Source organism: Limisphaera sp. 4302-co (assembly GCF_049537155.1).
Classification (GTDB): domain Bacteria; phylum Verrucomicrobiota; class Verrucomicrobiia; order Limisphaerales; family Limisphaeraceae; genus Limisphaera.
This window is the reverse complement of record NZ_JBMVQZ010000007.1, coordinates 62,705-89,083: the sequence shown is the minus strand read 5'-3', so window position 1 is coordinate 89,083 and position 26,379 is coordinate 62,705. Positions and strand designations below refer to the sequence as shown.

General features: G+C 66.8%; 24 protein-coding genes and 1 tRNA gene. 5 read left to right on the top strand and 20 right to left on the bottom strand.

Annotation, left to right across the window (positions count from 1 at the left end):
* Window positions 1–5: 5 nt before the first annotated feature.
* The 17 genes from ftsA to pdxH all read right to left on the bottom strand — a co-directional run bounded on the left by ftsA (window position 6) and on the right by pdxH (window position 19,795).
* Window positions 6–1,226 (bottom strand): cell division protein FtsA, encoded by a 1,221-nt coding sequence (gene ftsA / locus ACPDIX_RS08740; RefSeq protein ID WP_423431403.1) that lies wholly within the window; start codon window positions 1,224–1,226, stop codon window positions 6–8.
* A complete protein-coding gene (locus ACPDIX_RS08735) occupies window positions 1,219–2,178 on the bottom strand; it encodes a cell division protein FtsQ/DivIB (protein ID WP_423431402.1) in 960 nt (319 codons plus the stop codon). The genes ftsA and ACPDIX_RS08735 overlap by 8 nt, the downstream gene beginning before the upstream one ends.
* Window positions 2,178–3,125, bottom strand: a complete 948-nt coding sequence (locus ACPDIX_RS08730) for a D-alanine--D-alanine ligase family protein (protein ID WP_423431401.1) — start codon at window positions 3,123–3,125, stop codon at window positions 2,178–2,180. The genes ACPDIX_RS08735 and ACPDIX_RS08730 overlap by 1 nt, the downstream gene beginning before the upstream one ends.
* Window positions 3,122–4,105, bottom strand: coding sequence for a UDP-N-acetylmuramate dehydrogenase (murB, locus tag ACPDIX_RS08725; RefSeq protein ID WP_423431400.1), 984 nt, complete (start codon window positions 4,103–4,105; stop codon window positions 3,122–3,124). The genes ACPDIX_RS08730 and murB overlap by 4 nt, the downstream gene beginning before the upstream one ends.
* Window positions 4,102–5,388, bottom strand: a complete 1,287-nt coding sequence (locus tag ACPDIX_RS08720) for a UDP-N-acetylglucosamine--N-acetylmuramyl-(pentapeptide) pyrophosphoryl-undecaprenol N-acetylglucosamine transferase (RefSeq protein WP_423431399.1) — start codon at window positions 5,386–5,388, stop codon at window positions 4,102–4,104. Before ACPDIX_RS08720 ends, murB begins: the two co-directional genes overlap by 4 nt.
* Window positions 5,389–5,393: 5 nt before the next feature.
* Window positions 5,394–6,533: a putative lipid II flippase FtsW gene (ftsW, locus tag ACPDIX_RS08715; RefSeq protein WP_423431398.1), complete on the bottom strand. Its 1,140-nt coding sequence runs from the start codon at window positions 6,531–6,533 to the stop codon at window positions 5,394–5,396.
* 75 nt (window positions 6,534–6,608) lie between these two features.
* The gene (locus ACPDIX_RS08710) at window positions 6,609–7,448 is read right to left on the bottom strand and encodes a LysM peptidoglycan-binding domain-containing protein (RefSeq protein ID WP_423431397.1); all 840 of its coding nucleotides are present in this window, start codon (window positions 7,446–7,448) and stop codon (window positions 6,609–6,611) included.
* Window positions 7,449–7,834: 386 nt separating this feature from the next.
* Entirely contained in the window at window positions 7,835–8,983 is a 1,149-nt protein-coding gene (gene mraY / locus ACPDIX_RS08705; RefSeq protein WP_423431396.1) for a phospho-N-acetylmuramoyl-pentapeptide-transferase, read from the bottom strand.
* Entirely contained in the window at window positions 8,980–10,374 is a 1,395-nt protein-coding gene (locus ACPDIX_RS08700) for a UDP-N-acetylmuramoyl-tripeptide--D-alanyl-D-alanine ligase (RefSeq protein ID WP_423431395.1), read from the bottom strand. Before ACPDIX_RS08700 ends, mraY begins: the two co-directional genes overlap by 4 nt.
* A gap of 293 nt (window positions 10,375–10,667) precedes the next feature.
* Window positions 10,668–12,644 carry a peptidoglycan D,D-transpeptidase FtsI family protein gene (locus tag ACPDIX_RS08695; protein ID WP_423431394.1) on the bottom strand — a complete coding sequence of 659 codons (1,977 nt, stop codon included), beginning with the start codon at window positions 12,642–12,644 and terminating at the stop codon, window positions 10,668–10,670.
* Between the two features lie 149 nt (window positions 12,645–12,793).
* Window positions 12,794–13,168 (bottom strand): hypothetical protein, encoded by a 375-nt coding sequence (locus tag ACPDIX_RS08690; RefSeq protein WP_423431393.1) that lies wholly within the window; start codon window positions 13,166–13,168, stop codon window positions 12,794–12,796.
* Between the two features lies 1 nt (window position 13,169).
* A complete protein-coding gene (gene rsmH / locus ACPDIX_RS08685) occupies window positions 13,170–14,093 on the bottom strand; it encodes a 16S rRNA (cytosine(1402)-N(4))-methyltransferase RsmH (protein WP_423431392.1) in 924 nt (307 codons plus the stop codon).
* A 3-nt stretch (window positions 14,094–14,096) separates the two neighbouring features.
* The gene (locus ACPDIX_RS08680) at window positions 14,097–14,639 is read right to left on the bottom strand and encodes a hypothetical protein (protein WP_423431391.1); all 543 of its coding nucleotides are present in this window, start codon (window positions 14,637–14,639) and stop codon (window positions 14,097–14,099) included.
* A 4-nt stretch (window positions 14,640–14,643) separates the two neighbouring features.
* The gene (locus ACPDIX_RS08675; protein ID WP_423431390.1) at window positions 14,644–15,108 is read right to left on the bottom strand and encodes a division/cell wall cluster transcriptional repressor MraZ; all 465 of its coding nucleotides are present in this window, start codon (window positions 15,106–15,108) and stop codon (window positions 14,644–14,646) included.
* A 637-nt stretch (window positions 15,109–15,745) separates the two neighbouring features.
* Window positions 15,746–17,080 carry a 3-deoxy-D-manno-octulosonic acid transferase gene (locus tag ACPDIX_RS08670; RefSeq protein ID WP_423431389.1) on the bottom strand — a complete coding sequence of 445 codons (1,335 nt, stop codon included), beginning with the start codon at window positions 17,078–17,080 and terminating at the stop codon, window positions 15,746–15,748.
* A gap of 55 nt (window positions 17,081–17,135) precedes the next feature.
* A complete protein-coding gene (locus ACPDIX_RS08665) occupies window positions 17,136–19,040 on the bottom strand; it encodes an O-antigen ligase family protein (RefSeq protein WP_423431388.1) in 1,905 nt (634 codons plus the stop codon).
* A gap of 116 nt (window positions 19,041–19,156) precedes the next feature.
* Window positions 19,157–19,795 carry a pyridoxamine 5'-phosphate oxidase gene (gene pdxH / locus ACPDIX_RS08660; protein ID WP_423431387.1) on the bottom strand — a complete coding sequence of 213 codons (639 nt, stop codon included), beginning with the start codon at window positions 19,793–19,795 and terminating at the stop codon, window positions 19,157–19,159.
* A 439-nt stretch (window positions 19,796–20,234) separates the two neighbouring features.
* Between pdxH and ACPDIX_RS08655 the strand changes: the two genes are divergently transcribed.
* The 5 genes from ACPDIX_RS08655 to folK all read left to right on the top strand — a co-directional run bounded on the left by ACPDIX_RS08655 (window position 20,235) and on the right by folK (window position 23,880).
* Window positions 20,235–21,236 (top strand): hypothetical protein, encoded by a 1,002-nt coding sequence (locus ACPDIX_RS08655; RefSeq protein ID WP_423431386.1) that lies wholly within the window; start codon window positions 20,235–20,237, stop codon window positions 21,234–21,236.
* Complete coding sequence (locus ACPDIX_RS08650; protein ID WP_423431385.1) at window positions 21,233–21,559, top strand: hypothetical protein; 327 nt, start codon at window positions 21,233–21,235, stop codon at window positions 21,557–21,559. Before ACPDIX_RS08655 ends, ACPDIX_RS08650 begins: the two co-directional genes overlap by 4 nt.
* A 327-nt stretch (window positions 21,560–21,886) precedes the next feature.
* On the top strand, window positions 21,887–22,696 hold the full coding sequence (gene rph, locus ACPDIX_RS08645; protein ID WP_423431384.1) for a ribonuclease PH: 810 nt from the start codon (window positions 21,887–21,889) through the stop codon (window positions 22,694–22,696).
* Window positions 22,693–23,316, top strand: coding sequence for a histidine phosphatase family protein (locus ACPDIX_RS08640; RefSeq protein WP_423431383.1), 624 nt, complete (start codon window positions 22,693–22,695; stop codon window positions 23,314–23,316). The genes rph and ACPDIX_RS08640 overlap by 4 nt, the downstream gene beginning before the upstream one ends.
* 27 nt (window positions 23,317–23,343) lie before the next feature.
* A complete protein-coding gene (gene folK / locus ACPDIX_RS08635; protein ID WP_423431382.1) occupies window positions 23,344–23,880 on the top strand; it encodes a 2-amino-4-hydroxy-6-hydroxymethyldihydropteridine diphosphokinase in 537 nt (178 codons plus the stop codon).
* 52 nt (window positions 23,881–23,932) lie between these two features.
* Here folK and ACPDIX_RS08630 read toward each other — a convergent pair whose 3' ends face one another.
* The 3 genes from ACPDIX_RS08630 to deoC all read right to left on the bottom strand — a co-directional run bounded on the left by ACPDIX_RS08630 (window position 23,933) and on the right by deoC (window position 26,325).
* Complete coding sequence (locus ACPDIX_RS08630; protein WP_423431381.1) at window positions 23,933–25,108, bottom strand: pyridoxal phosphate-dependent aminotransferase; 1,176 nt, start codon at window positions 25,106–25,108, stop codon at window positions 23,933–23,935.
* 297 nt (window positions 25,109–25,405) lie between these two features.
* A tRNA-Met gene (locus tag ACPDIX_RS08625) sits at window positions 25,406–25,482 on the bottom strand.
* Window positions 25,483–25,614: 132 nt separating this feature from the next.
* On the bottom strand, window positions 25,615–26,325 hold the full coding sequence (gene deoC / locus ACPDIX_RS08620; protein WP_423431380.1) for a deoxyribose-phosphate aldolase: 711 nt from the start codon (window positions 26,323–26,325) through the stop codon (window positions 25,615–25,617).
* Window positions 26,326–26,379 lie beyond the last annotated feature (54 nt).

Below are 26,379 nucleotides of genomic sequence, written 5' to 3'. Positions count from 1 at the left end.
AGACATCAACCCCTCTGGATCAAGAACCGCAGTCGCTCGGCCAGCCCGTGCATGAACCCGCGCCGCACCGGACGCATCCGGTGTTGCTGCGCAAATCGGAGCAGTCCGATCCCCGTAAGAAACTCGGGCTGGTCCAGCGCCGGATTCAGCATGTTGATCCCCTGTGCCCGTCCCACCTTCACCGGCAGGTCGAAAACCTCTTCCGCCAGGGCCGTCACCTGCGGAATGCGCGCGCACCCCCCGCACAACACCACCCCGGCGCGAATGAGATCGTACAACCCCGCCTCCTCTACGTGGGTCCGGACCAATTCGAAGGTCTCCTCCAAACGCAGATGCATGACGCGCCGAAGCGTTTCCAGACTCACGGTCCGGATCGGCATGCCCAGGTCATTCGTCAGATCGAGCGTCTGCCCCCGGATCCGATCCTCCACGAAAGCCGCCCCGTAATCCACCTTGAGCTGTTCAGCCCGGCTCTGCGACACCTTCAACGCACACACCAGATCGTTCGTCAAATGATCGCCCCCCACCGCCAGCACGCCGCCCAGACGCAAAATCCCGCCCGCAAAAACCGCGTAGTCGGTGGTGCCGCCGCCGATGTCCATGACCAGCGCCCCCTCCTGCTTCTCCTCCGCGCTCAACACCGCCAGCGCCGAGGCCAGCCCGCTGAACACGATCTCCTCCACGTTCAAATGCACCGAACGCACCGCGCGAATGGAATTCTGCAGCCGAAGGAGTTGGCCCGTAATCACGTGCACCGCCACCTCCAGCCGCTGCCCCGACATCCCCAACGGCTCGCGCACCTCCCCCCGGCCGTCCACCTGGAAATGCTGGCGCACCGTGTGAATCACCTCCTCCTGGGCGGGCAGGTTCATGCAGCGGGCGTTGCGCATCACCTCCTTCACATCCTCCTCCGTCACCCCCACCTCCGGATCCTGAATGATGTGCAACCCGCAATTGTTGAACCCCCGGATGTGGCCGCCGGTCACCGCCAGATAAACGCTGCGCACCTCCACATTGGCCATCTGCTCGGCCTCCTGCACCGCCCGCCGGATGTCCAACTCCGCCTGCTCCATGTCCACGATCTCGCCCTTGCGCACCCCGTTGGACTTGCTCTGTCCCAAGCCCAGAATCCGCAGGACACCGTGCGGCTGCAGTTCCCCCACCACCGCACAAATCTTCGAGGTGCCGACCTCGAGCCCCACCACAATGCTGCTCTGGTCAAACATGCTTCCTCGCCCCCCCGGAACGATCCCCTGGCCGGGACGTTCCCGTGTTGGTTTCCATCGGACGCCACTGAACCGGCACATTGTTGCCCACCGCCAGGTCCAGCGTCTCGATCCATCGTTCCTGGCGCAGGCCCACCTCGTAAATCTCCCGCCAGCGCAGCAACTGCCGTTCAAAACCATCCGGCGCGAAGGTGATCCGACTCCCTTCCGCGGTGACCACCTCCAACACGTCTCCGTCCGCCACGGAAACCTCGCGCACATCGGCCAGCCCGGCCATGGGCGAACGGGCAAACGCCCGCAACCACGCCAGCGCCGCCCGGGCACGGGCACTCTCCAGCCGCCGTCCGGGCTGCAGTTCTTGGTAGCCCACGCCCCGCAGAATCGGCAGACCGTGCAACCAGGCCACCGTGCCACCGTCCGTCAACCGCGGGTCCAACACCGGCAACACCACACCTGCCTCGTCCACACCATACTCCACGAAATCCAGGCCCCCCGCCGGCAACGGCACCGGCACCTGCAACACCGCAATCGGACGCCGCTCCCAAACCTGGATCCGCAACGTGTCCGGCAACACTCGCTCCACTGACGCCCGCGCCACGTACGGAACCAGTTCCAGCGAGCGCTTCACCTGCGCCAGGTCCACCGCCAGCAGGTTCATCCCCGGACGCACCCCCGCCCACCGGCGCAAAGTCCCCTCGCTCAGCACGCCATCCGACTCCACCTCCACCCGCCGGATCCGAAAGTGCGGATTCTCGTACAACAACCGGTCCCGCAACCACACGCTCCCCCACCATCCACCGTACACCACCAACCCCAGCGCACACACCAAACCGCACCACCGACTCAACAGCCGAACCCGGGCCGCCCGGGCCGCCTCCGCCCGCATCCGCACCCCCAGCAACCGTTCCCGGCCCCGACGCCGGTTCACCGGTTTCCGACGCCAACCGAACATCACCAACCCTCCTTTCCCCCGCCGGCGCGCACACCCCCACCCCGCCGCCTCCACGCCAGCGCCACCATGTACTCGCACAAGTCCTCGTACGACAGCCCCGCCGCACGCGCAGCCCGTGGCAACGCACTCGTGGGCGTCATCCCGGGCAGCGTGTTCACCTCCAACACCACCGGCGTCCCATCCGAACGCACGATCAAATCCACCCGACCGTAATCGCGACCGCCAATCGCCTCAAAAGCCCGGCGCGCCACCGCCCGGATCCGCTCCGCCGTCGCCTCGTCCCAGGGCGCCGGACACAGATACTCCGCCGCGCCGGGCGTGTACTTCGTCCGGTAATCGTACAAACCGGATTTGACCCGAACCTCGCTGATCGGCAGCACGCGGTCCCCCAGCAAGCCCACCGTGCACTCACGCCCCTCCACCCATTCCTCGATCAACAACCGGCCATCGTACCGCAGCGCCTCCGCCAAAGCCGCGCCCCACTCCTCCCACCGCCGCACACACTGCAAACCAATGCTCGAACCCTGCCGCGCCGGCTTCACAATCACCGGCGGCGACCAACCCTCCGGCCAGGGCGCATCCGCCCGCTCCACCACCACATACCGCGCCGTCGGCACACCCGCCGCCACAAACCGCTCCTTGCTCAAAACCTTGTCAAACCCCACGCGACTCGCCTCGGGACCACAGCCCGTGTAGGGAACACCCAACTCCTCCAGACGAGCCTGAACCGTTCCATCCTCCCCGTAGGCGCCGTGCAGAGCCAGAAACACCAGGTCCGTCCCCTCCGGCAACGTCCAGTGCGGTTCCACCGGGTCCAGCTCGAACACCCGATGGCCGCGTGCCCGCAACGCCGCAGCCACGCCGGCCCCGGACCGCAACGAAACCTCACGCTCCGCCGACGGCCCGCCGGCCATCACCGTGATCGTCAGCTTCTCATCCAGCATCATTCTTCCCCCTCGGCCTCCGCCACGATCCGCACCTCCGGCTCCAGCAAAATCCCGCGCTCCCGCCACACATGCTCCTGCAACCGCCGGATCAACCGCAGCACATCCGCAGCCGTCGCACCCGCCTCGGTCACGATGAAATTCGCATGCACGTCGCTCACCACCGCGCCCCCCTCACGCCAGCCCTTGCAGCCCAGCTCGTCCAACAAACGCCCCGCCGGAACCCCGCCCGGATTCTTGAACACGCATCCCGCACTCGGCGCAGCCGGCTGCGTGGCCCAACGCCGCCTGCTGTATGACTGCATCCGCTCCTGAATCTCCTCCCGCGGGGCCGGCCGTCCCCGCAACCACGCGCCCAACGCAATCCGATCCCGCAACCCCTCGCAACACCGGTACCGCACGTCCAACAGCCCGGCCGCAACCTCCCTCACCTCACCAGCCGCATCCATCAACCGCACCGTCTCCACCACCTCGAACATCGAGCTCCCCATCGCACCCGCGTTCATCCGCAACGCCCCACCCACACTGCCGGGGATGCCCTCAAGAAACTCCAACCCGCTCAAACCGGCATCACGCGCCGCCACGGCCACCGCCTTCAACCGCGCCCCGGCCCCACACCACAAACGTTCCCCCGAAACCTCCACCCGCTGCCAGTACTCCCCATGCAAGGCCACCACCACACCGTGAAAACCCGCGTCACCCACCAGAAGATTCGATCCCCGACCCACCACCAAAACCGGCATCCCCGCCGGGCCACACGCCCGGACCACCCGGACCAAATCCTCCTCGCCCGCCGGCTCCACCCACACAGCCGCAGGCCCGCCCACCCGCCACGTCGTGTGTCTCGACATCGGTTCGTCACGCACGACACGAGCCGCAGGCGAAAGCAGCCGGCCCAGCCGCGTCGCCCATTCGTCCCACACAGCCGGATCGGCCGCCCGCCACACCATTCTCCCACCGGTTGTCCCTGTCTGATGCATCATCCTTCCGCCCGGTTCGTGCGCACCAGCGCCCTTGATCCTTCCGCCCGCCCGGAAGCGGAGCGACACCGCGCCTCCACTCCTTCCACCCGACCCGCCCGCAACAAAACCTCGGCCACCCGCACCGCGGCGCCGGGCCGGTGCCAGCGCGCCAGGGCCGACTCCATCGCCGTGCGCACCTCACCCTCCTGCAGGAGCGGTTCCAACTCCGCCCGCAGCCGCGCCGGATCGGCCTCCGCCTGCGGCACCAACCGCGCCGCCCCCGAGCCGGCATACAACCGCGCGTTGTGCCACTGGTGATCGTCCGCCGCCGCGGGAAACGGCACCAGCACCGCCGGAATCCGCACCGCCGCCAGCTCCGCCAGAAACGAGGCACCCGACCTCGCCACCACGGCCGTGGCCCCTGCAAGAAACCCGCCCATTCGATCCGTAAAACCCATCACCACCGCACGCACGCCCGCAAGACGGTAACTCTCACGCACACGATGCTCGTCCCGGGGCCCCGCCAGATGGATCCACTGCGGCCCCGTGCGCGTCGCCCGATGCCACTCCACCGCACAGGCCACCACCCGGTCGTTCAAACCACGCGCGCCCTGGCTGCCACCCACCACCAACACCGTGGGCCGCTCCGGATCCAGCCCCAGCTCGTTCCAGATCCTCCGGCGCTCTTCCAGCCGCCGATCCGCATCCCACCCCCCCACCTCGACAATCTCGCGGCGCACCGGCATGCCCGTCACCACCGGGCGCACCCCGCGCCAGACCCGCGCCGTCTCTTCAAAACCCACCAACACCCGGTCCGCCCATCGGGCCAGCAGCCGGTTGGCCCGCCCCGCCACCGCATTGGCCTCGTGCAACACCACCGGAAAACCCGACCACCAACCCGCCAGCACAACCGGCACGGAACTGAACCCGCCCATGCCCAGCACCACCCACCGGTCGCCCCCCTTCAAACGGCGCCGCACCCGCGCCCACGACGCCACCACGCCGCTCAAACAGGCCAAACGGGTGCCCGCCTGCCACGCCGCCGCGGGCAACACCATCACATCCACCCCACGCAACCCCTGTACCGCCCGTTGGTCCACTTCCTTCGGCGAAACGAACAACGTCACCCTCACCCCACGGTCACGCAGCACTTCCGACACCGCCACCGCCGGAAACAGGTGCCCGCCCGTCCCACCGCAGGCAATCCCCACACACAGCCCCGCCGCCCCGCGCCCGCCGCAGCCCCTCTCTTCACCCGCTCCCCGGGCAACATCCCACGCTACGTTTCGAAGGCGAGGTCCCATGACCGTCAAGATGCCGCCGCCAAGGCCTCCTCCTCCGCCAGGAACGGATTGCGCCGCCGCAGTCGGCGTCGCATCGGCCACGGATGCGCCCGGCGGGCCACACTCAGCAACAAGCCCACCCCGCAAAGCGCCGCCAGCAGACTCGACCCGCCGTAACTGATGAACGGCAACGGCAGGCCCTTGTTCGGCAACAAACTCGTCACCACGGCCATGTTGATCGCGGCCTGCAACCCGATCCAGACCGTCACCCCCGTCGCAACCAGCATCCCAAACGGTTCCCGCGCCCGCACCGCAATCCAGAAACCGGCAGCCGCCAACAGCGCAAAAAAGGTCACCACCGCCAGAGTCCCCACCAAACCAAGTTCCTCCCCGATGATCGCAAAGATGAAATCCGTGTGATGTTCCGGCACAAAACCCAGCTTCTGCCGTCCATTGCCCAGGCCCAGCCCCGTCCAGCCTCCCGACCCCAACGCCAACATCGCCTGATAAGGCTGAAAACCACTCTCCAATTTCGTCTGTTCCAGATCCCACCAGGCCAGCAGACGCCGCGCACGCACGGGATCCTGCCACACGAACCAGCCCACCAACGCCGCCCCGCACAAGCCCGCGGGGATCATCCATCGCAGCGGCACGCCCCCCACCAACAACAGGGCCCCGGCCAGCGACGCCAGCAACACCGCCGTCCCCACATCCGGCTCCAAAAACACCAGCCCCACCACCACCGCCACACACAAACCGGGTTTCCAGACCCCCCGCAACGTGGCCAGGCAACGTGCCCGCTGATCCCCAAACCACGCCAGCATCAGGATCAACACCGGCTTGGCCAGCTCCGAAGGTTGCACCCGCAGATCCCCCAACCCCAGCCAACGACGCGCACCGTTGATCTTCAGCCCGATCCCGGGGACCAACACCAGGATCAACAACGCGACCGCCAACCCGTACAACACCCACACCCAGCGCCGCCAGCGCAGATAGTCCACCCACGCCAGCCAGCCGCCCAGCGCCAGACCCACACCACACCAGCACAACTGCCGCAGCAGAAAATAGCTCCCCGCCTGGCTCATGCTGGAGCTGTACAACATCACCAGCCCCAGCATCAGCAACATCAAAACACAAAACACCACGATCGTGGCCGCCACGCGCATGTGCCGGTCTCCCTCTCCCCTCACGGCGTCGGGATCAGCAGCCGACGCCGTTGCCGCTGTCTGGTTCGAAACCTTTCAGTAACCGCCACCGCCGCCCGACGGCGGTTGACCCTGCGCCGGAGGCAGGTTCGGCGGGACAAACGGCGGGGGTTCCACCCGCGCCGGCGCCTCCGCCCGGGTCGCACCCGCAGGAATCCTCAGTTTGTCACCCACGCGAATACGATCCGTGCGCAACTGATTGGCCTCGCGCAGGGCCTGAACCGTCGTGCCGAAACGGCGGGCAATCTTGGTCAGGTTGTCCCCGGATTTGACCACGTAAACCTGCTCCCCGCCGGAAGCCACCGTCTCAACCGGAGCCGCTCCACCCGCACCCCCAGACCCGGAACCGCCCGTCGGCACCACCAGCTTCTGTCCCACCCGCAACCGCCGCGGATCCACGCCCGGATTCGCATCCATCAACGCCCGCAGCGAAATGCCGTGCTTCTTGGCGATCCCGTACAACGTGTCGCCCGCCACCACCGTGTACTCGGTCGTCGCAGACGCCGACGGCGCAGGCACCGGCACGTTCGCACCAGGCGCCGACGGCGCCGGTGTGGACGGAACCGTGGTCACCGGCGGCGGCGGCAGCGTGGGCAACGCCGGCACCGTCGAGGTCCCCACCACCGGCGGCGGCAGTTCCGTCGAAACCACCGGCGGCAGGTTCGTGTCAAAGGTCGGCAACACCGGAGACAACTCCGGGTAACTCTCCGGAGGCGGCGGTTCCTCCCGTTTACAACCCTGCACGATCAAAACCGTCCCGATCGCCAGCACATGCACCGCCAGCACGCAGAAAAATGCCGTCCGCACCCGCGACCGGCTCTGTTGTTTTTGTTCCCACAGGGATCCCTGCGGCAGAAGTGGATTCTCGGCACTCATAACTCAAAGCCCGCGCAACCTGGATTGAAACAAGGGGTGGATTGCTCCGCCTGCCCGGGAACGCTCCCCCATACCGTCCCCGCGCAAAGGTCCGGCCTCACCAGCCGGATGCCCGGCGGCCCGCGTCGCCTGCGAACAACGCCGGCGACCGCCCGCCCGTCCCAAAGAACCTGCCGTTCGGCTGCGCCTCTCCCGGATGAACCACGGCACAACCAACCGGCCCGGAGTCGGCGATCCGTCACCCGACGAATCCTCTCGGTCTCCCGCGACTGCTTCTAACACCCGGCCCCCGCCGGCGCAAGTGACAACCCGCACTCCGTCCAAACCACGGCATGTCCATCGGCCCGCACACACCCCGGGCCCCTCGCATCTCCAGCCACGCGCCTTCATCGGATCTTCAACGTCGCCAGCGCCAGCACCGCAAACAAAACACCCAGAATGTAAAACCGCGTCACCACCTGGCTCTCGTACCAGCCCTTCTTCTCGAAGTGATGATGCAACGGCGCCATCAAAAACAACCGCCGCCCCGTCCCGGTCCGACGCCGCGTGTACCGGTAGTACCCCCGCTGCAGCAACACCGACACCGCTTCCAGCACGAACACCCCGCCCGCAATCACCAGCACGAACGGTTGATGGATCAACACCGCCACCACCCCCAGCCCGCCTCCCAACGCCAGCGACCCCGTGTCGCCCATGAACACCTGCGCCGGATGACAGTTGTACCAGAGAAAACCCAGCCCCGCCCCGATCATCGCCGCACAAAACACCGTCAGCTCGCCCGCCCCGGGCACGTACGTGATCTGCAAATAGGCCGCCGTGCGCGCATTGCCCGCCAGATAGGTGAACACCAGAAACACAAACGCCGTGATCACCGTGCACCCGATCGCCAGCCCGTCCAGACCGTCCGTCAGATTCACCGCGTTCGAACTGCCCACCACCGCCAGCACCGTCAACAGCACCCCCACCACGCCCGCCCCGGTCAGGACCGGATGCTTGTAAAACGGCACCATGATCTCCGTCACCAGCCGGCTCGTCGCAGGGTTCCACCACAGATACAGCCCCACAAACAACCCCACCAGCGTCTGCACCGTCAGCTTCACCGCCTCCGACGTGCCGCGGCTGTTCTGGTGGCTGACCTTGGCAAAGTCGTCGTAAAAACCCAGCCCGCACAGCACCAGCACACACAAAACCGTCAGACAAACCAACGGAATCCACATCGCCCACAAGAGCGTGCTGACCGTCATCACCGGCACCAGCAGCAAACCACCCATGGTGGGCGTGCCCCGCTTGCTCAGCACCCGTGCGCGCAGATCCCCCGTTTCCTCGGCCCGATCCCGGTATTCCTGGCCGAACTTCAGCCGCCTCAGCCACTCGATCACACGCGGGCCCAGCCACCAGCTCAGCAACAGCGCCGTCAGCGCCGCACCGCCGCTCCGCACCGTGATGTACCGGAACAGGCGCAAAAACGACAGCCGCTCCGCCCACGGCGTCCCTTCCACCGCCCCGGCCACCCACTCGCTCAGATAATAGATCATGTCCGATGCCCAGCATCGCCCCGGCAAAACTCCGCCACACGTTCCAAACCCGCGCGCCGCGACGCCTTCAACAACAAGGCATCCCCGGGACGCAAAAACTGGCGCAGCGCCCCCCACACCGGTTCCACCCCGCCAAACTCCAGCACACGCATCAACCCCGCCCCCCGGGCCGCTGCAGCCATCTCCCCGGCCCACGGCCCCACCACAAACAACTGGTCCACACCCAGCTCCGCCGCCAGCCGGCCCACCTCCGCATGCGCCCTCCCGCTCTCCGCCCCCAGCTCGGCCATCTCCCCGAGAACCGCCACCCGCCGGCCCTCGCACGGCAATGCACAAAACGTCTCCAACGCCGCACGCATCGAATCCGGATTCGCATTGTACGCATCATCCAGCACCCGCACCCCGCGCACCTCGAAAGCTTCCATCCGATGAGGCGCCGGACCACACGAGGCCAGCCCCTCCGCCGCCGCTGCCGGGTCCACCCCCAACTCCCGCCCCAACGCCAGCGCCAGCACCGCATTCCGCGCCTGATGCCGGCCCAACAACCGGATCCGGTACCGGCCGCACCAGGCCGGTCCCGACGTCTCCACCCTGAAGCTCGTCCCCGACCAATCCAGGCAAACGTCCGTGACCCGCCACCCGTTGCCCGCACCGAAACCCACCCGGATCACCCGCGCCCGCGTCCGCGCAGCAACCTCCCCGGCCCACGGATCGTCCCCGTTCAACACCAGCACCCCGCCGGCCGGCAACACCTCCGCCAGGGTCCCTTCCTCACGCGCCACACCCGCCAAGTCACCAAAGAACTCCAAATGCTCGCGGCCCACACCCGTGAATACCCCGTGGTCCGGCCGAACCCATCCCAACAACCGCGCCAGCTCACCGGGATGATTCGTCCCCACCTCCACCACCGCCGCCCGATCCTGCCGCCCAATCCGCAACAGCGTCAGCGGCACCCCCAGCTCGTTGTTGAAACTGGCCGGACTGGCCGTCACGGGACCCAGCCATCCCAACACCGAGGCCAGCAGTTCCTTCGTGGTGGTCTTGCCATTGGCACCCGCCACCGCCACCACCGATCCGCCAAAAACCCCGCGATGCGCCACCGCCCAACGCGCCAGTGCCGCGCGCGTGTCTTCCACCTCCAAAACCGCACAACCGGCGGGGTATTCCGCCAACCGCCCCGCCTCCACCAGGACCGCCACCGCACCCAATGCCACCGCCGACTCCACGAACTCATGCCCGTCCCGCCGCTCACCGCGCAACGCCACAAAAAGATCCCCGGGCTCCACCTTGCGCGAGTCGGTCGCCACCCCGGTGATGCGCAGACCGGGATCGCCCTGCACACACCGCGCCCCGGTCGCGTCCCGAACCGTCTCCAGTGTCCATCCCCCCATGCGTAAGCCTCCAACCCGACGGCGCGTGCCCCCGCCTCCACGACCCCGCTCCAACACCGGCAGCGACCTCATCGGACCTCCGCTCCCCTTGGACGGCCCAGCCACTCAACAGCCTCCGCGGACCGCTTCTCCCCGGGCGATCCGCCAGCAGCCCCGCCCCCCGGCCGATCCCCACCCGCCTCCGAAACCGAAGACGGCTCGGGCCAAACGACCGGCCGATCCCGGCCGGCTCTCTCCCCGCTGACAGCCGCCACATACAACCGATGTGAAGGACGCCAGATCGTATTCATACCTCAATTCACCTGTCGTACCCGTTCCACCGCAGGCCGGCCCGTGCCGCGCCCGCGCAAAGCTGTCGCTGCCAAAGCCGCCTCAGCCTCCTCCGGCCGCTCCGGCGGCACGCCCAGGTATTGCATCAGACGCTCCGCCACCTCCCGAAACACCGGAGCCGCCACCTGCCCGCCGTAATACCCCCGCTGGGGCTCATCCAGCGTGATGGCAATCAGCACCTCCGGCCGGTCCGCCGGCAGAAAACCGATGAACGAAGAGACGTACTTGCCGGGTACGTACCCCACACCGGGCTCGGCCTTCTGCGCCGTCCCGGTCTTGCCCGCCACGCCGTAACCCGGCACGGCCGCCGCCGGCGCCGTGCCCTCCTTCGACACCACCGTCTTCAACGCCTCCACCAGCAGGCGTGCCGCTTCCTCCCGCAGGACCCGCCGGACCGCCACGGGCGCGTACGCCGCCACCACCCCGCCCCGGGTATCCTCCAGCCGCTCCACCAGCTTCGGCTGCATCAACACCCCGCCGTTGGCCACCGCCGCCATCGCCATCGCCATCTGCAGCCGCGTCACCGCCAAGCCGTGCCCCATCGGAATCTGGACAATCGAAAGCTTCTCCCACCGGTCCACCGGCCGGACCGTCCCATCCACCTCACCCGGCAACGGCACCCCCGTCAGCGACCCGAACCCAAACGCCCGGACGTACTCGTACAAGCGCGCCTCACCCATCCGCAGCCCCAGCTTGGCCGCCCCGATGTTCGAGGATTTCGTCACAATCCCACGCACCGTCAGCCGATCGTAGGGATGATGGTCGTGGAGGATTCGACCCGCGTAGAGAAACCGGCCCCTCTCACAGTCAATCACATCGTCCAGCGTCACCAGCCCGTCGTTCAACGCTCCACCCACCACCACCACCTTGAAGGTCGAGCCCGGCTCGAACTGGTCGGTGATGATCACGTTTCTTCTCGCCTCCGGGTCAGATTCGCCGAGCCGGTTCGGATCGAAACCGGGGAGAACCGCCCACGCCAGAATCGCGCCCGTCTGCGGCCGGATCACCAGCCCCGTGATGTTCTTCGGGCGGTACCGTTCCCGCGCCTCCTCCAGGGCCTTCTCGAGGATGTCCTGCACCACCGCGTCCAGCGTCAGCACCACCTTCCAGCCATCCCGCGGAGCCACGTCCTGATTCCTTAACCGCACCACCTCGCGGCGCCGGCCGTCGGTCTCCGTCGCCCGCCAGCCCCGCACGCCGGCCAGCTCCTCGTCCAACGCCAGCTCGATCCCGTCGGCACCCCGGCGCTCACGCGTCGGCCGCCCGTCCACCTCCAGGTCCCAAACCCGCGTGTACCCCAGCACGTGCGCCGCCAGCGACCCGTTGGGATACCAGCGCACCGGGTCCTCATACGGATCCGTGAACACCGCGTAGCGGCGCAGCTGCTGCACAAACCGCTGCCCGGCCATGCCCAGGGCCGAAGGGTCCCGGCCAACGTCCAAATCCCTCATCAGAGCCTCGATCCGCTCCCACCGTTCCAACGGCACCTGCCGCGCCAGCACCACGTAACGGTTGGTGATCCACCGGCCCGTCGTCGGGTCCTGCCGCACCCGCGGCAACAAACGCCGTTGCAGTTCCAGCTCCGACATCCCCAGCACCGGCGCCAGCGCTCGCGCCACATGGGCACTGTAGGGCCCGATCAACAGCGGATCCGCACACACCGTCCGCGCCGGAATGCTCGTCGCCAACAATGTCCCCCGGGCATCCACAATGTCGCCCCGACGCGGCGAACGCAGAAACTCCCGCTCCCGGTTCCGCCGCGCCTCCTGCTCCAGCTCCGGATGCTCCCACACCTGCAGCTCCACCAGCCGGTACCCCAGCCCCACATAAACCAGGAGCAACCCCGCCACCAGGACCAGGGCCCGCCGGATCTGCAAGGTACCCAAAACGCCTTCGCCCATCGCCGTCGCTTCCGCAGCCACCGGACGAGGTTCGGCCACGCCCCATGGAGCCGAACCCCGCCCGTTCGTTCCCGCCGCTTCCCGGGACCGCCCACCGGGCAGCCCCGGCGCCATCCAAAGCCCGGGGCCGCGCGCCCGCGGCGATCGGTTCCTCCTCCGACCGCGTCACGGGCGCCGGCCCGAAATTCTCAACCCGGCCCGGGCACCACTCCGGCGCCCCGGCCCGACGCGGTCTGCGGCTCCGGCCACGCCTGCGGTTCCGGCAACCGTAGCACCTGTGCCGGTTGCACCGGCTGCAGACCCAGTTGCAGTTCCCGCACCCGCTGCTCCAAAAAGCGTGGCGACTGCAGCGTCGCCAGTTGCCGCCGAAGCCGCTCGTTCAAAATCCGAAGCTCCGTCAGCCGTTGCTCCCGTTGCCGGATCTGCCGGCCCAGCTCGTCCACCTGGTTCTGCAACCACACATACCCCAGGCCCAGTCCGCCCAGCCCCACGCAAAACACCACCGCCGCCAGCAACGGCCACAGCCACGCGTCCCCGCCCCGATTGTGCGTCCGTGCCCTCATCTCACAGCTTCTCCAACACCCGGAGCTGCGCACTGCGGCTCCGCGGATTCCGCCGCGCCTCCTCCTCCCCCACCTTCACCGCCCCCGAGGTCACCCAGCGACCCTCCGGCTTCCGCGGTCGCCGCAGCTCCGGCACATCCACACCCCCGGGACACTCGTACGCCCGCACCTTTTCCCGGCCGAAAGCCTTCACCTCTCGCGCCTCGCCGGAGTGAAAGGTGATCACCGCCAGCCTGCCGCCGGACCGCAGCGCCCGCCACGCAGCCGCCAGCCCGCGCCGCAACGAGCCCGGCTCGTCGTTCACCACCATCCGCAACGCCTGAAACACTCGCGTGGCCGGATGCCGGGGCCCGCGCCGCCCGCCGTACACCCGACTCACCAGCTCCGCCAACTGCGACGTCCGCGTCAACGGCCGCGCCCGCACCACAGCCCGCGCAATCGCTCGCGCCCGCGGTTCCCCGCCCAACTCCGCAAACCACCCCGCCAACTCCTCCTCCGACGACTGATTCACCAAATCCGCCGCCGTCACGGGCTGGCCGGGGTCCATCCGCATGTCCAACGGACCGTCGCTCTGAAAACTGAACCCACGCTCCGGCCGGTCCAACTGCAACGAACTCACCCCGAGATCCAACAACACACCGTCCCAACCCCCCGGCTCCACGCCCTCCAGCAAATCCGCGTAATTCCCCCGACGCAGCTCGTACCGCCCCGCAAACGACCTCAGCCGCTCCCCCGCCAGCACCAACGCCTCCGGATCCCGATCCATGCCCAGCAACCACCCGTCCGGCGCACTCGCCTCGAGAATCCCACACGCGTGCCCGCCCGTCCCCACCGTCGCATCGATGTACCGCCCCCCGGGACGCACTGCCATCAACGACAGCACCTCCTCCAGCAAAACCGGTTGATGCCACGCATGCCCGGACACGGCTCATCCTTCACCCCCCGTCCCACCGGCCAGGCGCAACGCCAACCCATCCAGCAACCGACGCAACTTCCGGAACCAACGCCACGGACCCCGCACCCGCGCACCCCCCTCGTCCCGAAAATCGTTCCTCACCACCCGCACCTGCGCGAGTGCCTCCTCCCGCGCCAGCGGCAATTCCATCTGCCACGCTGCACGGCCGCCCGGGGCCGCCCAACCGCCTCGCCGCCTCCAAAAAATCCAACCCCACCTCCGCACACCCTGCCCAACCGAACTCCAACCCAACCCAGGCCCTGCCTCCGCCACGCCCCGGCCATCCTCCCCGCGCGCCGCGCCCGCGCCCACAAACCCATCCGCGCACCCGCACAACGCAGTCGCCCCCTCCCGGCCACTCACAACACCAGCCCCTCCGGTCCGAACCGACCGGTACCGCGGCGCCGCACCCGCACTGAAGGCCGGCCACGGCAACTCCCGTCGCAGCCGATACCCGCTCTTGTCCGAAACCCGGCGCACCACCCGGGTCGCCACCAACAATCGCCCCAACCACATAGGCTCACTCCATCAGGTTCATCGCGTCGGCCAGGAGCACCTTGTCCGCAGCCTCCACAGCCGCGTAGCGTTCCGGACTCCAGATCTCGAACCGGTCCAAGAGACCCACCAAAAGCGCCTCCTTCTCGATCCCCGCCTCCCGCGCCATCCCCTCCGGCAAACAAATCCGCCCCGCCCGATCCACCGTCACCTGCTCGGAATGACTCCCAATCACACGCTTCAACACCGTCTTGCGCGGATCCTCGTTCGGCATCGCATCAATCGTCTGCATCAGCCGGTCCATCTGCTCCGGCGGCAACGCGCGCAAACAAGGGCCATACGACCCCTTCCGCCACACGATCAGCGTGAACTCCGCCTCGCCACCCGCCGGCCGCCACTTCGCCGGAATCTGTACCCGGCGCTTCTCGTCAACCCCATGCCGGTACAGCGAGGTGTAGTAAACACGCGCGCTTTTGGCCTTCTCGCTCACGAGTTATTGACACGTCCCAAGCTGCCCCACTTGCACACACTGCGCCCCACTCTTAAACACTTTGCCCCACTATGCGTCAACGAAATTCGGGCCCGGTTATTCAGAAGTTATTCACAATCGAAAACAGACACCGTGCCAATACCCCCAACCACCCCTCCCCAACAGCAGTCCCGCTCCCAGCCCCAAACCCTCAACCCCCTGCCCCACAACCCGAATCGCCAGCCCGGTGAACCCGGCATCGTCGCGCCATCCGCTGCCCCGGGGCCGACGTCGCGCACCACACAAAAACCACGGACCCGCCGACCTCCAACGGCTGGAAAACCCCGTACCTCCTGAAGCTGAGGAACAAAAGCCACCGCCCCCACCCGGGCCCGCCCCACTCCACCCCACCACACGCCGCCTGCCACGGCGGCCTGCAACCGCCCGAGCCCAATGCCCACGGCCACCCAGCTCATGCGTCCGAGCCGCATGAGCCCCTCACCTCCCCGCAGAACGCCCCCCTGAGCGGTCCTCCGTCCGGACGCGGAAAAAAACGGAACCGCGAATCGGCACGGGCACTCCGGCGCGCCCGAGGGGCGCGGCCCCCATGCATGAGGCCCGGCGGGCTCCTCTCCAAGGGCCGGCGCGCCTCGAAGCGTCAGTTCCGCACGATCAGCACTTCAGGCCGGCGCCTTTCCAATACCTCCAGCACCATCTCGGCAGTTCGTTCCACCGCCCCCAGGTTCTCCCGCACCACCTCGACGGCGCGTCTGCCCATCTGCTCGCGCAATTCCCCGTCCCCCAGCAAACGGTCCAACGCCCGTTCGAGCCCCTCGACGTCGGCCACCCGCACGGCCCCACCCCCGTCCACCAGCTTGCGCGCAATCTCGGAGAAGTTCTCCATGTGCGGTCCGAACACCACCGGACGCCCTGCCGCGGCCGGCTCCAGCGGGTTCTGTCCCCCTTCGGCCAAGAGACTCTTGCCCACGAACACCACTGTCGCGTGCGGATAAAAATGCCTCAGCTCGCCCGTGGTGTTGACCAGCAGGCATTCCACCTCGCCCGGTGCCAGCTGCGTCCGGCTGGTGATCTCGCTCCGATACACGAACCGGATGCCAAGGCGCGCCAGGGCCTCCCCCACTTCCCGGCCACGTTCGAAATGCCGCGGCACCAGCACGAGGAAGAGATCCCGATGCCGCTCCCGCAGCCGCCGGTAGATCTCCGCCAGCGCGGTTTCCTCTCCCGGATGCGTGCTGCCACCCAACAGAATGCGCCGGTCCGGTCCCACGCCCACCTGCCGGAGCAGGGCCGGCACGTCCAGGGCGGAGCGTTCCTCCAACTGCGCCGCGTCGAATTTCAAGCTGCCCACCACGCGGATCACCTCGGGCCGGCAGCCCAACTCCCGCAGCCGCGCCGCATCCGCCTCGTTCTGGGCACCCACGCCGGCAAACGACTCGAACAACGGCCGGAAAAACCAGCCCAGACGCCGGTACCAGCGATACGAGCGGTCGGACAACCGCGCATTGATGAGGAAAACCGGGATGTCGAGGTTCCGCGCGCGCCACAGGAAATTCGGCCAGACCTCCGCTTCCATCAGCAGGATGGCCACCGGTTTGATCGAGCCGAGCGCCCGGGCCACGTAACGTTTTCGATCAATCGGATAGTAGATCTTGCCGATGTGCGACGGTGTCTTGCGCTGCAGCTCGCCCATCCCCGTGGTGGTGGTCGTGGAGACCACGATCTTCACGTTCGGCAGCCGCGGTTCCAGCACGCGAATCAACTGGGTCGCAAGATTCACCTCGCCCACGCTCACCGCGTGGATCCACAACACGTGGCGGTTGGTGATCGACTGCTTGAACTTGGTGTCGTACCGGCCAAATCGCTGCCGGAAGCCGGCCCGCCAATTGCCGCGGCGCCGCATCCGCCAGAAGTAGTAGGGTGCGGCCACCCAGAACCCCACCGTGAACAAAACGTTGTACAGGGTTCGTACCATCGCCTGTTTCCGATCCCCCCTTTCGTCCCCTCCACCGGCCGGCACCGCGGGTACTTCATCGCGCGGCCGGAGCCGCGGCTGGCGACTCCTCCACCGACGCCTCTTCCAACAGACGCTGCCGGACGATCGCCAGGTACCGGTCAGCCATGATGTTGTCTTTCCAATGCAACTTGCGCGACCGTTCGAACCAGGGTCGCGCGGCCGCCCACTGCCGCATCTGCACGTAATGCCAGCCCATGTGGGCCACCAGATAATGATTGTTCGGATCCAACTCCAGGGCCCGATCGTAGTACGGCTGGGCCTCCTCGTTCCGGTCCAGCCAGTCCAGACACATCCCGTACCGCAGAAGCGGATAGGGATCATACGGGTTGAGCCGCATGGCGATCTCGTACCAGCGCATCGCCTGCTCAGCCAGCTCCTGGTAGTTGGTCGCCCCTTCGAAACTCTGGATCCGCAGGGCCTCGCCCAGCCGATAGGCCGTCACGGGGTTGCGCGGCTCGATTGCCCACGCCTTTTCCAGCTCGGACACCTGTTCCGGCGAACAATCGGGCAACGCCTCCGCGCGCGCCAGAATCGCCTGCTCCCGCCCGGTTCGCCACGCTTCCCGTGTCAGATACCCTGCCACCACCACGAGCATCACCGTCACCGCCAACTTGACCGGCAGACGGGCGCGGAACCAGTACCGGTCGGTCGAAAATCGCAAGTGCGAACTCAACAACGCCGCCCAGGTCACCGCAATCAGCGCGTTGGCCGGAATGTGCAGATTGAAATCGGCCAGCGAGTGAATCGCCAGCGAAGCCAAACCCAGCGAGGCGCCGAACACGAACGCAAACTTGTTGCTCGATCGCCCGCCCAGATCCCCAATCGTGCCCCGCACATACGGCCAGGTCTGCACAACCCCCACCACCAGGCACACCAGCGCAGCCCCCACCACGAAGAAGCCCACCACACCCCAGTCCACCAGGGCGTTCAGATAATCGTTGTGCACCCGGTCGGGCCGGTTCTGGATCGAGGGAGGTCGCACCTGCCGAAACCGGTAATCAAAATGCCCCGGACCGATCCCCCACCACGGATTCTCCCGCCACAGCTCGACAGCCGCCCGCCACAGCGCCGGGCGCACGTCGGAAACCTCGCCCTCCGCCAGGTCGCGTTGCACCACCTCCCACCGCTTCTTCAAGACAAAGCTCTTCGGCAGGAAGTAGTACCCGGCGGCAATCGCCACGGCCAACAAACCCAGCGCCACCCAACGATGCGCACTGCGCAGCGCCAACACCACGAACATCACGAGCAACACCAACCCCGCCGACACCCACCCGGCCCGCGACATCGTCACCACCAGCCCCGCACACATCACCAACCCCGCATAACCCAGCACCACTTTCCTCACCGGAGACAACCGGCTGGTGATCGCATATGTGAACGCCAGCGGGGTCACCAGCTCCAAAAAACCCGCCAGATGATTCGGATTGATGTAGGTCCCCATCCCCCGGTGCCGGTACGGCGAGACCAATCCCCAGACGCGATTCGAATCGGTCACGAACTGGTAGATCGCGTAAAACGAGATCAGCATCCCCAGCCCAATCAACGTAAACGCGATCCACCGGGTCTCCTCCTGCCCGTGCAGATTGTTCAGCACCACGAAAAACACCGACCCGTACACCAGCACCCGCAACCACTCCTGTCGCGCCACCGACTCGATGTCCGCCGTCCAGTACCGAACCAGCGCATAAAGCAGGAACAGCAACACCGGCCAGCAAATCGGCGGCCACAACAGCTCCGGACGCCGCTCCACCCACAGCCGCACCCCCCACAAAACCAGCAGCCCCACCGTCAGCCCTTGCAACACCAGAAAATCCTGCGGCCGCACACACCCCGTGGCCAAAGGACCCCACACCAACAACGCCAGCGCAAGCCCCAACAGCCCGCGCTCGCACCAGCGTTCCACCAGCTTGAGATTCATGTCCAATCGCTCCAACTCGATCCCACCCTCCCCGGATCGACTCCCGCGCCCCCTTATATCCTTGGTTCCCAGGCACGTAAAGCGGCAATCTCCGCCGTCCGCTCGGACCCCCGTCCTCACGGTTGCAACCGTTCGATCCGCCATCCACCCGACCCGTCCGGCACGTACTCGAAGCGGTCGTGCAACCGGTTCTCCCGACCCTGCCAAAACTCGTACCGCACCGGCCGCACCCGGTACCCGCCCCAAAAGGACGGAAGAGGGATCTGCCCCTGGGCAAACTTCCGTTTCATCTCCTCCCACTTGGCCTCCAGCAACGCGCGGGACGAGATCGGCCGGCTCTGTTCCGACACCCAGGCCCCGATCTGGCTTCCACGCGGCCGGCTCATGAAATACGCCATCGCCTCCGCGGTAGAGACCCTTTCCGCCCGCCCCTCGATCACCACCTGCCGGCTCAACGGTGCCCAGTAAAAAAGCAGGCATACGTTCGGATTGGACGCCATCTCGCGTGCCTTGCGGCTCTCCAGGTTCGTAAAAAACACGAACCCCTCCGCATCGTAGCTCTTCAACAGCACCATCCGCGCCGAGGGCCGCCCGTCCGGGCCCACCGTGGCCAAACACATCGCGTTCGGATCCAGCTCCACGTGTTCCCGAGCCTCCAGAAACCAGCGCTCAAACTGCACCACCGGGTCCGGCGCCAGATCGCGACGGTGCAACGGCCGGTTCTCGTATTCCCGCCTCAGATCGAACAACTTCATCGCGGCCAGTCTGGCCACAACTGCCGCCAAATCACAACGGAGGAGCTGCCGGCGTCCCACGCCCGACCCTCCACCTCCCGGCCCCTCCGAGAAGTGCCTCCCCCGCCCGTCCCCTCATCCAGCCGGCCGCCACATATCTTCCGCTCGACACCCGGCGAAGCCACACCCGCTGCCCCCTCGCACCCACTTGACAACTCGCAGGGAGAGAGAGAGAGAACAGGCCCAAGAAAGCCAGATGAAGGCCCCCGGAACGATCTTCCGCCGAAGCCCGTGGACATCGCAGCCGATCAAACGCCCTGCGACGCCGCCCCGGAACCCCGTTCCGCACCCGGCATGCATGTGCCGACTTTTCCTCCGGACGCTCCTAACCCTGTCCGCAGCGGCGTTTCCCGCCCCACCCCATGCCGGGTCCGAACAGCTTCCCGACCCTTTCCCGGCCATGGCCGCGCTGGCCGGTTCCACAAACGCCTTCCGCGTCGTCTTTGAAATCCAGCACGATCCCGTCCGCACCGGCGTGGTGGCCGAAACTTACCTCTCCCCCGGTTATGGTCGGCTCCATTCCTTCAAGTACTATTCCCAGCCTTTCGAGGTCCTGTTCCATCGCGACAGCTTTGTGGCCTTCTCGAACCCACCTCTGATCGACACCGAAGGACGGCGACGCGATTGGGCCGAGATCTTCGGCTACTACGCGCCATGGCAGTTCCATTGGATCGTCACAGTCGGCAGGGACACCCGCATGGCACACGGTCCTTTGGAACCCTCCGGAGCGTTCGACCAGGGGCCGGTCTTCGACTTTTCCAAGCTCCAGGGTGGCTCCGTTCGTTTGCTGGTCTCCCAGGTTCACAACTGGCTGCGAGCGGCCATCTTCCTCGGAATCCACGATTGGGCGGCACTCCGAAACATCGAAAACGGGCATGGGACATACCTCACCACCGCCGGCGAAACGAAGGCCTTTACCTGTCAAATCTCCAACCATGCCATCATGTCGTTGACGACTCTCGACACATCGGGTTATCCCGAGTGGCTTGTCGAGCCAGCCCGGATGGAACCCCTTGCTTTCGGCCGGTACCCGCGCGTGGTCAGCCGTTATCGTCCCGGTCCGGCCGGACGCCCATGGTTCGACAAGCGCTTCACGTTGCACGAGTTCACATGGCTGGACGCCGGCGTGTCCACGGCGATGTTCATGCCCACGTCCAACCCCTTTGCCCTCACCCAGATGATCCCCACCTACGTCTTCCTGGAGAGTCCAACCGGCACACTTTACCTCCGCGACAACCTTTGGCTTCCGCTCGCCACCAGCCCGGCCCCCGGCCTTCGCCCGCCGCGGATCGTCCCCCCCGGGACATACTGGGATCGGATCTGGATCTGGACCATGGCCTCCATGCTGGTGCTCGTCCTTCTCGTCCGGGCAACCTCGAAATCCCGAAAGCGTCAGTCATGAAAGCTGCAACACCCACCCTCCCCTCCACCGGTTCGTACAAAACCGTTCGGGGCCGCATCACGCCCCGAGCCGAAACGGTACTCACCTGGATCTGGCTCATCTGCGCCGCATTCGTCGCGTGGGCACAATGCTTCTACAATTCAGGTTGGCTTTGCATGCCCCGGGACACCTGCCCGGATGTGTGCGCAACGACCTCCTGCTACGAGCCGTCCTTGGGGATCTGGGTCAACTATCCGACGGACACACGAACCCTTGAGGACGCGTGGTCGCCAAGCTGCGAAATGTTCCCTTATGATTGCTGGGACTTCCTCCATTGCAGCTAAGGGAAGCATTCCTGGGCAATGTTCACCGTCCAGCTCAGTGTCCGCATCATCCAGCAGTCGGTGGACGTCGAGACCTGTACTTGGACCACTGTTTGGACCGTTCGAGAGGTCCTTTGCCCCGCTTGCATCACCACGGGCAACCCGTGTACCGGCACCACAACGCCTCCTCCCCCACCCAGGCCCGCTTGAGGCGGTTTCATCAACCCCGCCTCCGGCCCTGGTGCAGGCCGGCGCCTGCAACAGGAGCGCCCCTTCCCAGAGGGGGCCCTGACCCCGCCCCAGCGCCGGCATTGCCCGCCTGGCCCCGGCAAGTTACACTCCCGCGCCATGGCGGAGGCGATCCCAACCCAATCGGTCACCCCGACGGCACGCGTGGACGGGCGGCAACCCGGGCAGTTGCGTGCGGTGCGATTTCAAAATCACATCGCACCCCACGCTCTCGGGTCCACCCTCATCGAGTGGGGACAAACCCGGGTGATCTGTGCCGTGACACTCGACCCCACCGTGCCACGCTGGAAAAAGGAACAAGGCCTGCCCGGTGGCTGGCTCACCGCCGAGTATTCCATGCTCCCCTACTCGACCCTCCAGCGAAAACCCCGTGAGATCTCCAAAGGCCGTCCCGAAGGGCGTACCCAGGAAATCCAACGCCTCATCGGCCGCGCCCTCCGCACGGCCCTGGACCTCGAAAAGCTCGGCGAACGCACCCTCTGGGTCGACTGCGACGTCCTGCAAGCCGACGGCGGCACGCGTACCGCCGCCATCACCGGCGGTTATGTGGCGCTCGCCCTGGCCATCCAACGCCTCCTACGGGATGGCGTCCTGGCCGAATCCCCGCTCCGATCCCCGGTGGCGGCCGTCAGCGTCGGAATCGTCCAGGGCCGGGCCCTGCTGGACCTCTGCTACGAGGAGGACGTCAAAGCCTGCGTGGACCTCAATCTCGTCATGAACCGCGCAGGTGAATTCATCGAGATCCAGGGAACCGGCGAGGAGGCCACCTTCACCGAAGCCCAGCTCATGGAAATGCTCACCCTCGGCCGCGCCGGCATCCAACAGCTCGTCCGCGCACAGGAACAGGCCCTCGAAGAGGCCCGGTTGCAAGCCCCGCCGGCCGTGCCTTCAGCTGCTCCGGCCCCATGAGTGCCTCGCCCACACGATTGCACCTGCTCCGACACGCCGAGGTCGCCGTCCCCTATCACCGCGTGTTCGCCGGCCGGCTCGACGTCCCACTGTCAGAAGAGGGCCACCGCCAGGCCGCAGCCCTCGCGCCATGGCTGACCCGGCTGGCCCCGGATGCGGTGTACGCCAGCCCCATGCTCCGGGTGCGCCAAACCTTGGAGCCCTGGCTCCGACAGGGCGCCCCCGAACCCGTCTTCTGCGAGGAACTGCGCGAGGTGGACTTCGGCGACTGGACCGGGGTCGCGTGGGACGACATTCAACCCCGGTTCGGTCAAAGCCCTTGGGACTGGCTCCGGTTGCTCGAACAAAACGCCATCCGAAATGCCGAACCGGTCGAAGCCTTCCGCGGTCGCGTCCACTCCTGCCTGCAACGCATCGCGAGCGAACACCCCGGCCGCAACGTGGCCGTCATCTGTCACGGCGGCGTCATCCGCATGGCGCTGGCCGCCCTCTGTGCCTGGCCACTGGCAGCCACCGCAGCCCTCGCCGTGGACTACGCCAGCATCACCCGCATCGCCCTCCACAATCCGCGCGTGGAGGTGGAACTCCTGAACTATCAGCCGTGGCGGCCCCTCCCCTGACAGGCTCCGCTGGAGCACTCGCCCGCAATGAACAGCCTTCTCCCACACGATCCGGTCCGCGCCTACGTGGCCCTGGGAGCCAACCTCGGCCACCCCCGGGCCACCATCCGGGCCGCCTTGGACTCGCTCGCACAATGGTCGCTCCGTCCCCTCCGGGTCTCCTCGCTTTGGGAAACCGAACCGGTCGATTGCCCGCCCGACTCCCCACCGTTTCTCAACGCCGTCGCCGAGTTGGTCCCCCGACCGGCCGAAACCCCCGAGTCCCTGCTGGAAAAACTCCTCGATCTGGAACGACAATTCGGCCGCACACCCTCACCTGTCCGCAACGCGCCCCGCACGCTCGACCTCGACCTGGTCACCTTCGGCACGGAACAACGTTCCACAGGCCGGCTCATCCTCCCGCATCCACGAGCCCACCTGCGCCGCTTCGTCCTCGAACCGTTGGCCGAACTGGCACCCGACCTCGTGTTGCCCGGCCAAACACTCTCGATCAGACAGCTCCTCGACCGCCTCCCGCCAAGTCCGGCCACCCGGCGCCTCGGGCCGCCGGATCCGGCCGCCTGAACCGGACCATCGCGAACCGCCGCCGGCCGCACGATCACCCCGGCCCGGCACCTCAGCCGGCCAGCGACCGGCAGAACCGCTCCATCCGCTCCAGCCCCTTCTCCAGGTTCGCCATGCTCGTCGCGTAGCTGATCCGAATGTAATCGTCGGCACCAAACGCAATGCCCGGTACCGCGGCAACCTTCTCCGTCTCCAGCAGCCGCTTGCAGAATTCCACCGATTTCAACCCCGTCCCTGAAATGTTCGGAAACAGGTAAAACGCCCCGCGCGCATTCACGCACGAGACCCCGGGGATCCGATTCAACCGTTCCCAGGCATACCGGCGCCTCCGATCGAACTCCGCCAGCCAGGCCGGCAGATGATCCATCGGCCCGCTCAGCGCCGCCACCCCGCCCTTCTGCGCAAAACTCGTGGGGTTGCTCGTGCTGTGGCTCTGGATGGCCTCGATCACGCGCGCGATCGGCTCCGGCGCGGCCGTCCAGCCCAGCCGCCAACCGGTCATGCTCCAGGCCTTGGCAAATCCGTGCACGATGATCGTGTGCTCGTAATGCGCCCGCGAAAAACTCGCCACGCTCCGATGCACCGCCCCGTCGTACAACAGGTGCTCGTAAATCTCGTCACTCATGATGAGCACCCCCTTTTCCACACACACGTCGCCCAGCGCCCGGATCTCCTCCGGCGTGTACACCGTGCCGGTCGGATTGCCCGGCGAGTTCAAGATGAACAACCGCGTGCGCGGTGTGATCGCCGCGCGCAACTGCTCCGGTGTCACCTTGAACTCCGTGCGGTCCGTCGTCGGCAGATAAACCGGAGTCGCACCCGCCAGCTTCACCATCTCGGGATAACTCACCCAGTATGGACTCGGAATCAGCACCTCGTCGCCCTCCTGACACGTCGCCAGGATCACATTGTAACAGGCGTGCTTGCCCCCGCACGACACGATGATCTGCTCGGGCCGGTACTCCAGGCCGTTCTCGCGCCGGTGCTTCTCCGCAATCGCCCGGCGCAACTCCGGAATGCCCGCCGCGGGCGTGTACTTCGTGAAACCCGCCGCCAGCGCCGCCGACGCCGCCTCCTTGATGTGCTGCGGTGTGTCGAAATCCGGCTCGCCCGCACCAAACCCCACTACATCCTCCCCCTCCGCCTTCATCCGCTTGGCCCGGGCATCGATCTCCAGGGTCAACGAAGGAGTCAGAGAAGCCGCCCTTTGCGATATCCGATAGTTCATAAACAAATCTGCCGTTCCTTAAACCCGATCCCTCCGCCACCGCAAGCATGAAACGGCCACCCCATCCCATCCGTCCCCTCCGTCCCGGGCAACCGCCCGCACGGCACTCGCACCAAAAGAACCCGCCCACCCGCCGAAGAACCATGCCCCCGCGCCCACGCAACCCAGCCGGAACGGTCGGACGAGGCAACCAGCGCCAACATTGGATGGGCCCGAACCCTTCCGCCCGCGATCGGATACCCGGGACCGAAAACACAACCGCCCTGACCCTCCTCGGATCAGGGCGGTGTCGAAATCTGGTTGCGGGGGGTGGATTTGAACCACCGACCTCAAGGTTATGAGCCTTGCGAGCTACCAGGCTGCTCCACCCCGCGATTCAGTGCGCCCTTTACTTAGCACAGCACCCTGCCGCGCGCAAGAGGGAAAATGCAACAGGCCCGGCGCCCGCTGCCGGCCTCCCACCAGCCTCCACTAACCCAATCAAAAACCAGTGCCCTCGCACCCGATCAGTAGCCCGACACCCCGCCCACACCTTCGGGCGCCGCCAACCCGCGCACGATCGCCACACCACTCGACGTGCCAATCCGATCGGCTCCCGCCTCGATCATCGCCAGCGCCGTGGCCGTGTCGCGAATCCCGCCCGAAGCCTTCACACCCAGCCGGTCCCCCACCGTCTGCCGCAACAACCGCACATCCTCAATCGTCGCACCACCCGGACCAAAACCGGTCGAGGTCTTCACAAACCGCGCTCCAGAATCGAGCACCAGCTCGCAGGCCCGAACCTTCTCCTCCTGCGTCAACAGGCCCGTCTCCAAAATCACCTTCACCGGCCGCTCGTCCGCAGCCTCCACCACATCCCTCAACTCCCGCAGCAAACGCTTGTACTCGCCGTCCTTCAACAGCCCGATGTTCATCACCATGTCAACCTCATGCGCACCGTCGTCCACCGCCGCCTCCGTCTCAAACCGTTTCACATCCCCGCTCATCGCCCCCAGCGGGAAACCCACCACCGCCACCACACGCACATCCGTTTCCTCCAGCAAATACGACGCCAGCTCCACCCGCGAACCGTTCACGCACACGCCATAAAACCCGTGCGTGCGCGCTTCCTCGCACAACCTCTCGATCTGCCCCCGCGTCGCATCAGGCCGCAACAACGTGTGCTCAATGTACCGGGCCAGCGCCGGCCCCGTCAGTCTCCCTGCCCCGTTGGCCATATCCGCCAAGTTGAATCACCCCGCTCCACCAGCCAAGCCCATTCCCACCCGGCC

Coding starts and splice junctions, on each gene's coding strand:
- ftsA (WP_423431403.1), bottom strand. CDS start 1,226: ATGTTTGACCAGAGCAGCATTGTGGTGGGGCTCGAGGTCGGCACCTCG.
- ACPDIX_RS08735 (WP_423431402.1), bottom strand. CDS start 2,178: ATGTTCGGTTGGCGTCGGAAACCGGTGAACCGGCGTCGGGGCCGGGAA.
- ACPDIX_RS08730 (WP_423431401.1), bottom strand. CDS start 3,125: ATGATGCTGGATGAGAAGCTGACGATCACGGTGATGGCCGGCGGGCCG.
- murB (WP_423431400.1), bottom strand. CDS start 4,105: ATGATGCATCAGACAGGGACAACCGGTGGGAGAATGGTGTGGCGGGCG.
- ACPDIX_RS08720 (WP_423431399.1), bottom strand. CDS start 5,388: ATGGGACCTCGCCTTCGAAACGTAGCGTGGGATGTTGCCCGGGGAGCG.
- ftsW (WP_423431398.1), bottom strand. CDS start 6,533: ATGCGCGTGGCGGCCACGATCGTGGTGTTTTGTGTTTTGATGTTGCTG.
- ACPDIX_RS08710 (WP_423431397.1), bottom strand. CDS start 7,448: ATGAGTGCCGAGAATCCACTTCTGCCGCAGGGATCCCTGTGGGAACAA.
- mraY (WP_423431396.1), bottom strand. CDS start 8,983: ATGATCTATTATCTGAGCGAGTGGGTGGCCGGGGCGGTGGAAGGGACG.
- ACPDIX_RS08700 (WP_423431395.1), bottom strand. CDS start 10,374: ATGGGGGGATGGACACTGGAGACGGTTCGGGACGCGACCGGGGCGCGG.
- ACPDIX_RS08690 (WP_423431393.1), bottom strand. CDS start 13,168: ATGAGGGCACGGACGCACAATCGGGGCGGGGACGCGTGGCTGTGGCCG.
- ACPDIX_RS08680 (WP_423431391.1), bottom strand. CDS start 14,639: ATGTGGTTGGGGCGATTGTTGGTGGCGACCCGGGTGGTGCGCCGGGTT.
- ACPDIX_RS08670 (WP_423431389.1), bottom strand. CDS start 17,080: ATGGTACGAACCCTGTACAACGTTTTGTTCACGGTGGGGTTCTGGGTG.
- ACPDIX_RS08665 (WP_423431388.1), bottom strand. CDS start 19,040: ATGAATCTCAAGCTGGTGGAACGCTGGTGCGAGCGCGGGCTGTTGGGG.
- pdxH (WP_423431387.1), bottom strand. CDS start 19,795: ATGAAGTTGTTCGATCTGAGGCGGGAATACGAGAACCGGCCGTTGCAC.
- ACPDIX_RS08655 (WP_423431386.1), top strand. CDS start 20,235: ATGGCCGCGCTGGCCGGTTCCACAAACGCCTTCCGCGTCGTCTTTGAA.
- ACPDIX_RS08650 (WP_423431385.1), top strand. CDS start 21,233: ATGAAAGCTGCAACACCCACCCTCCCCTCCACCGGTTCGTACAAAACC.
- rph (WP_423431384.1), top strand. CDS start 21,887: ATGGCGGAGGCGATCCCAACCCAATCGGTCACCCCGACGGCACGCGTG.
- ACPDIX_RS08640 (WP_423431383.1), top strand. CDS start 22,693: ATGAGTGCCTCGCCCACACGATTGCACCTGCTCCGACACGCCGAGGTC.
- folK (WP_423431382.1), top strand. CDS start 23,344: ATGAACAGCCTTCTCCCACACGATCCGGTCCGCGCCTACGTGGCCCTG.
- ACPDIX_RS08630 (WP_423431381.1), bottom strand. CDS start 25,108: ATGAACTATCGGATATCGCAAAGGGCGGCTTCTCTGACTCCTTCGTTG.
- deoC (WP_423431380.1), bottom strand. CDS start 26,325: ATGGCCAACGGGGCAGGGAGACTGACGGGGCCGGCGCTGGCCCGGTAC.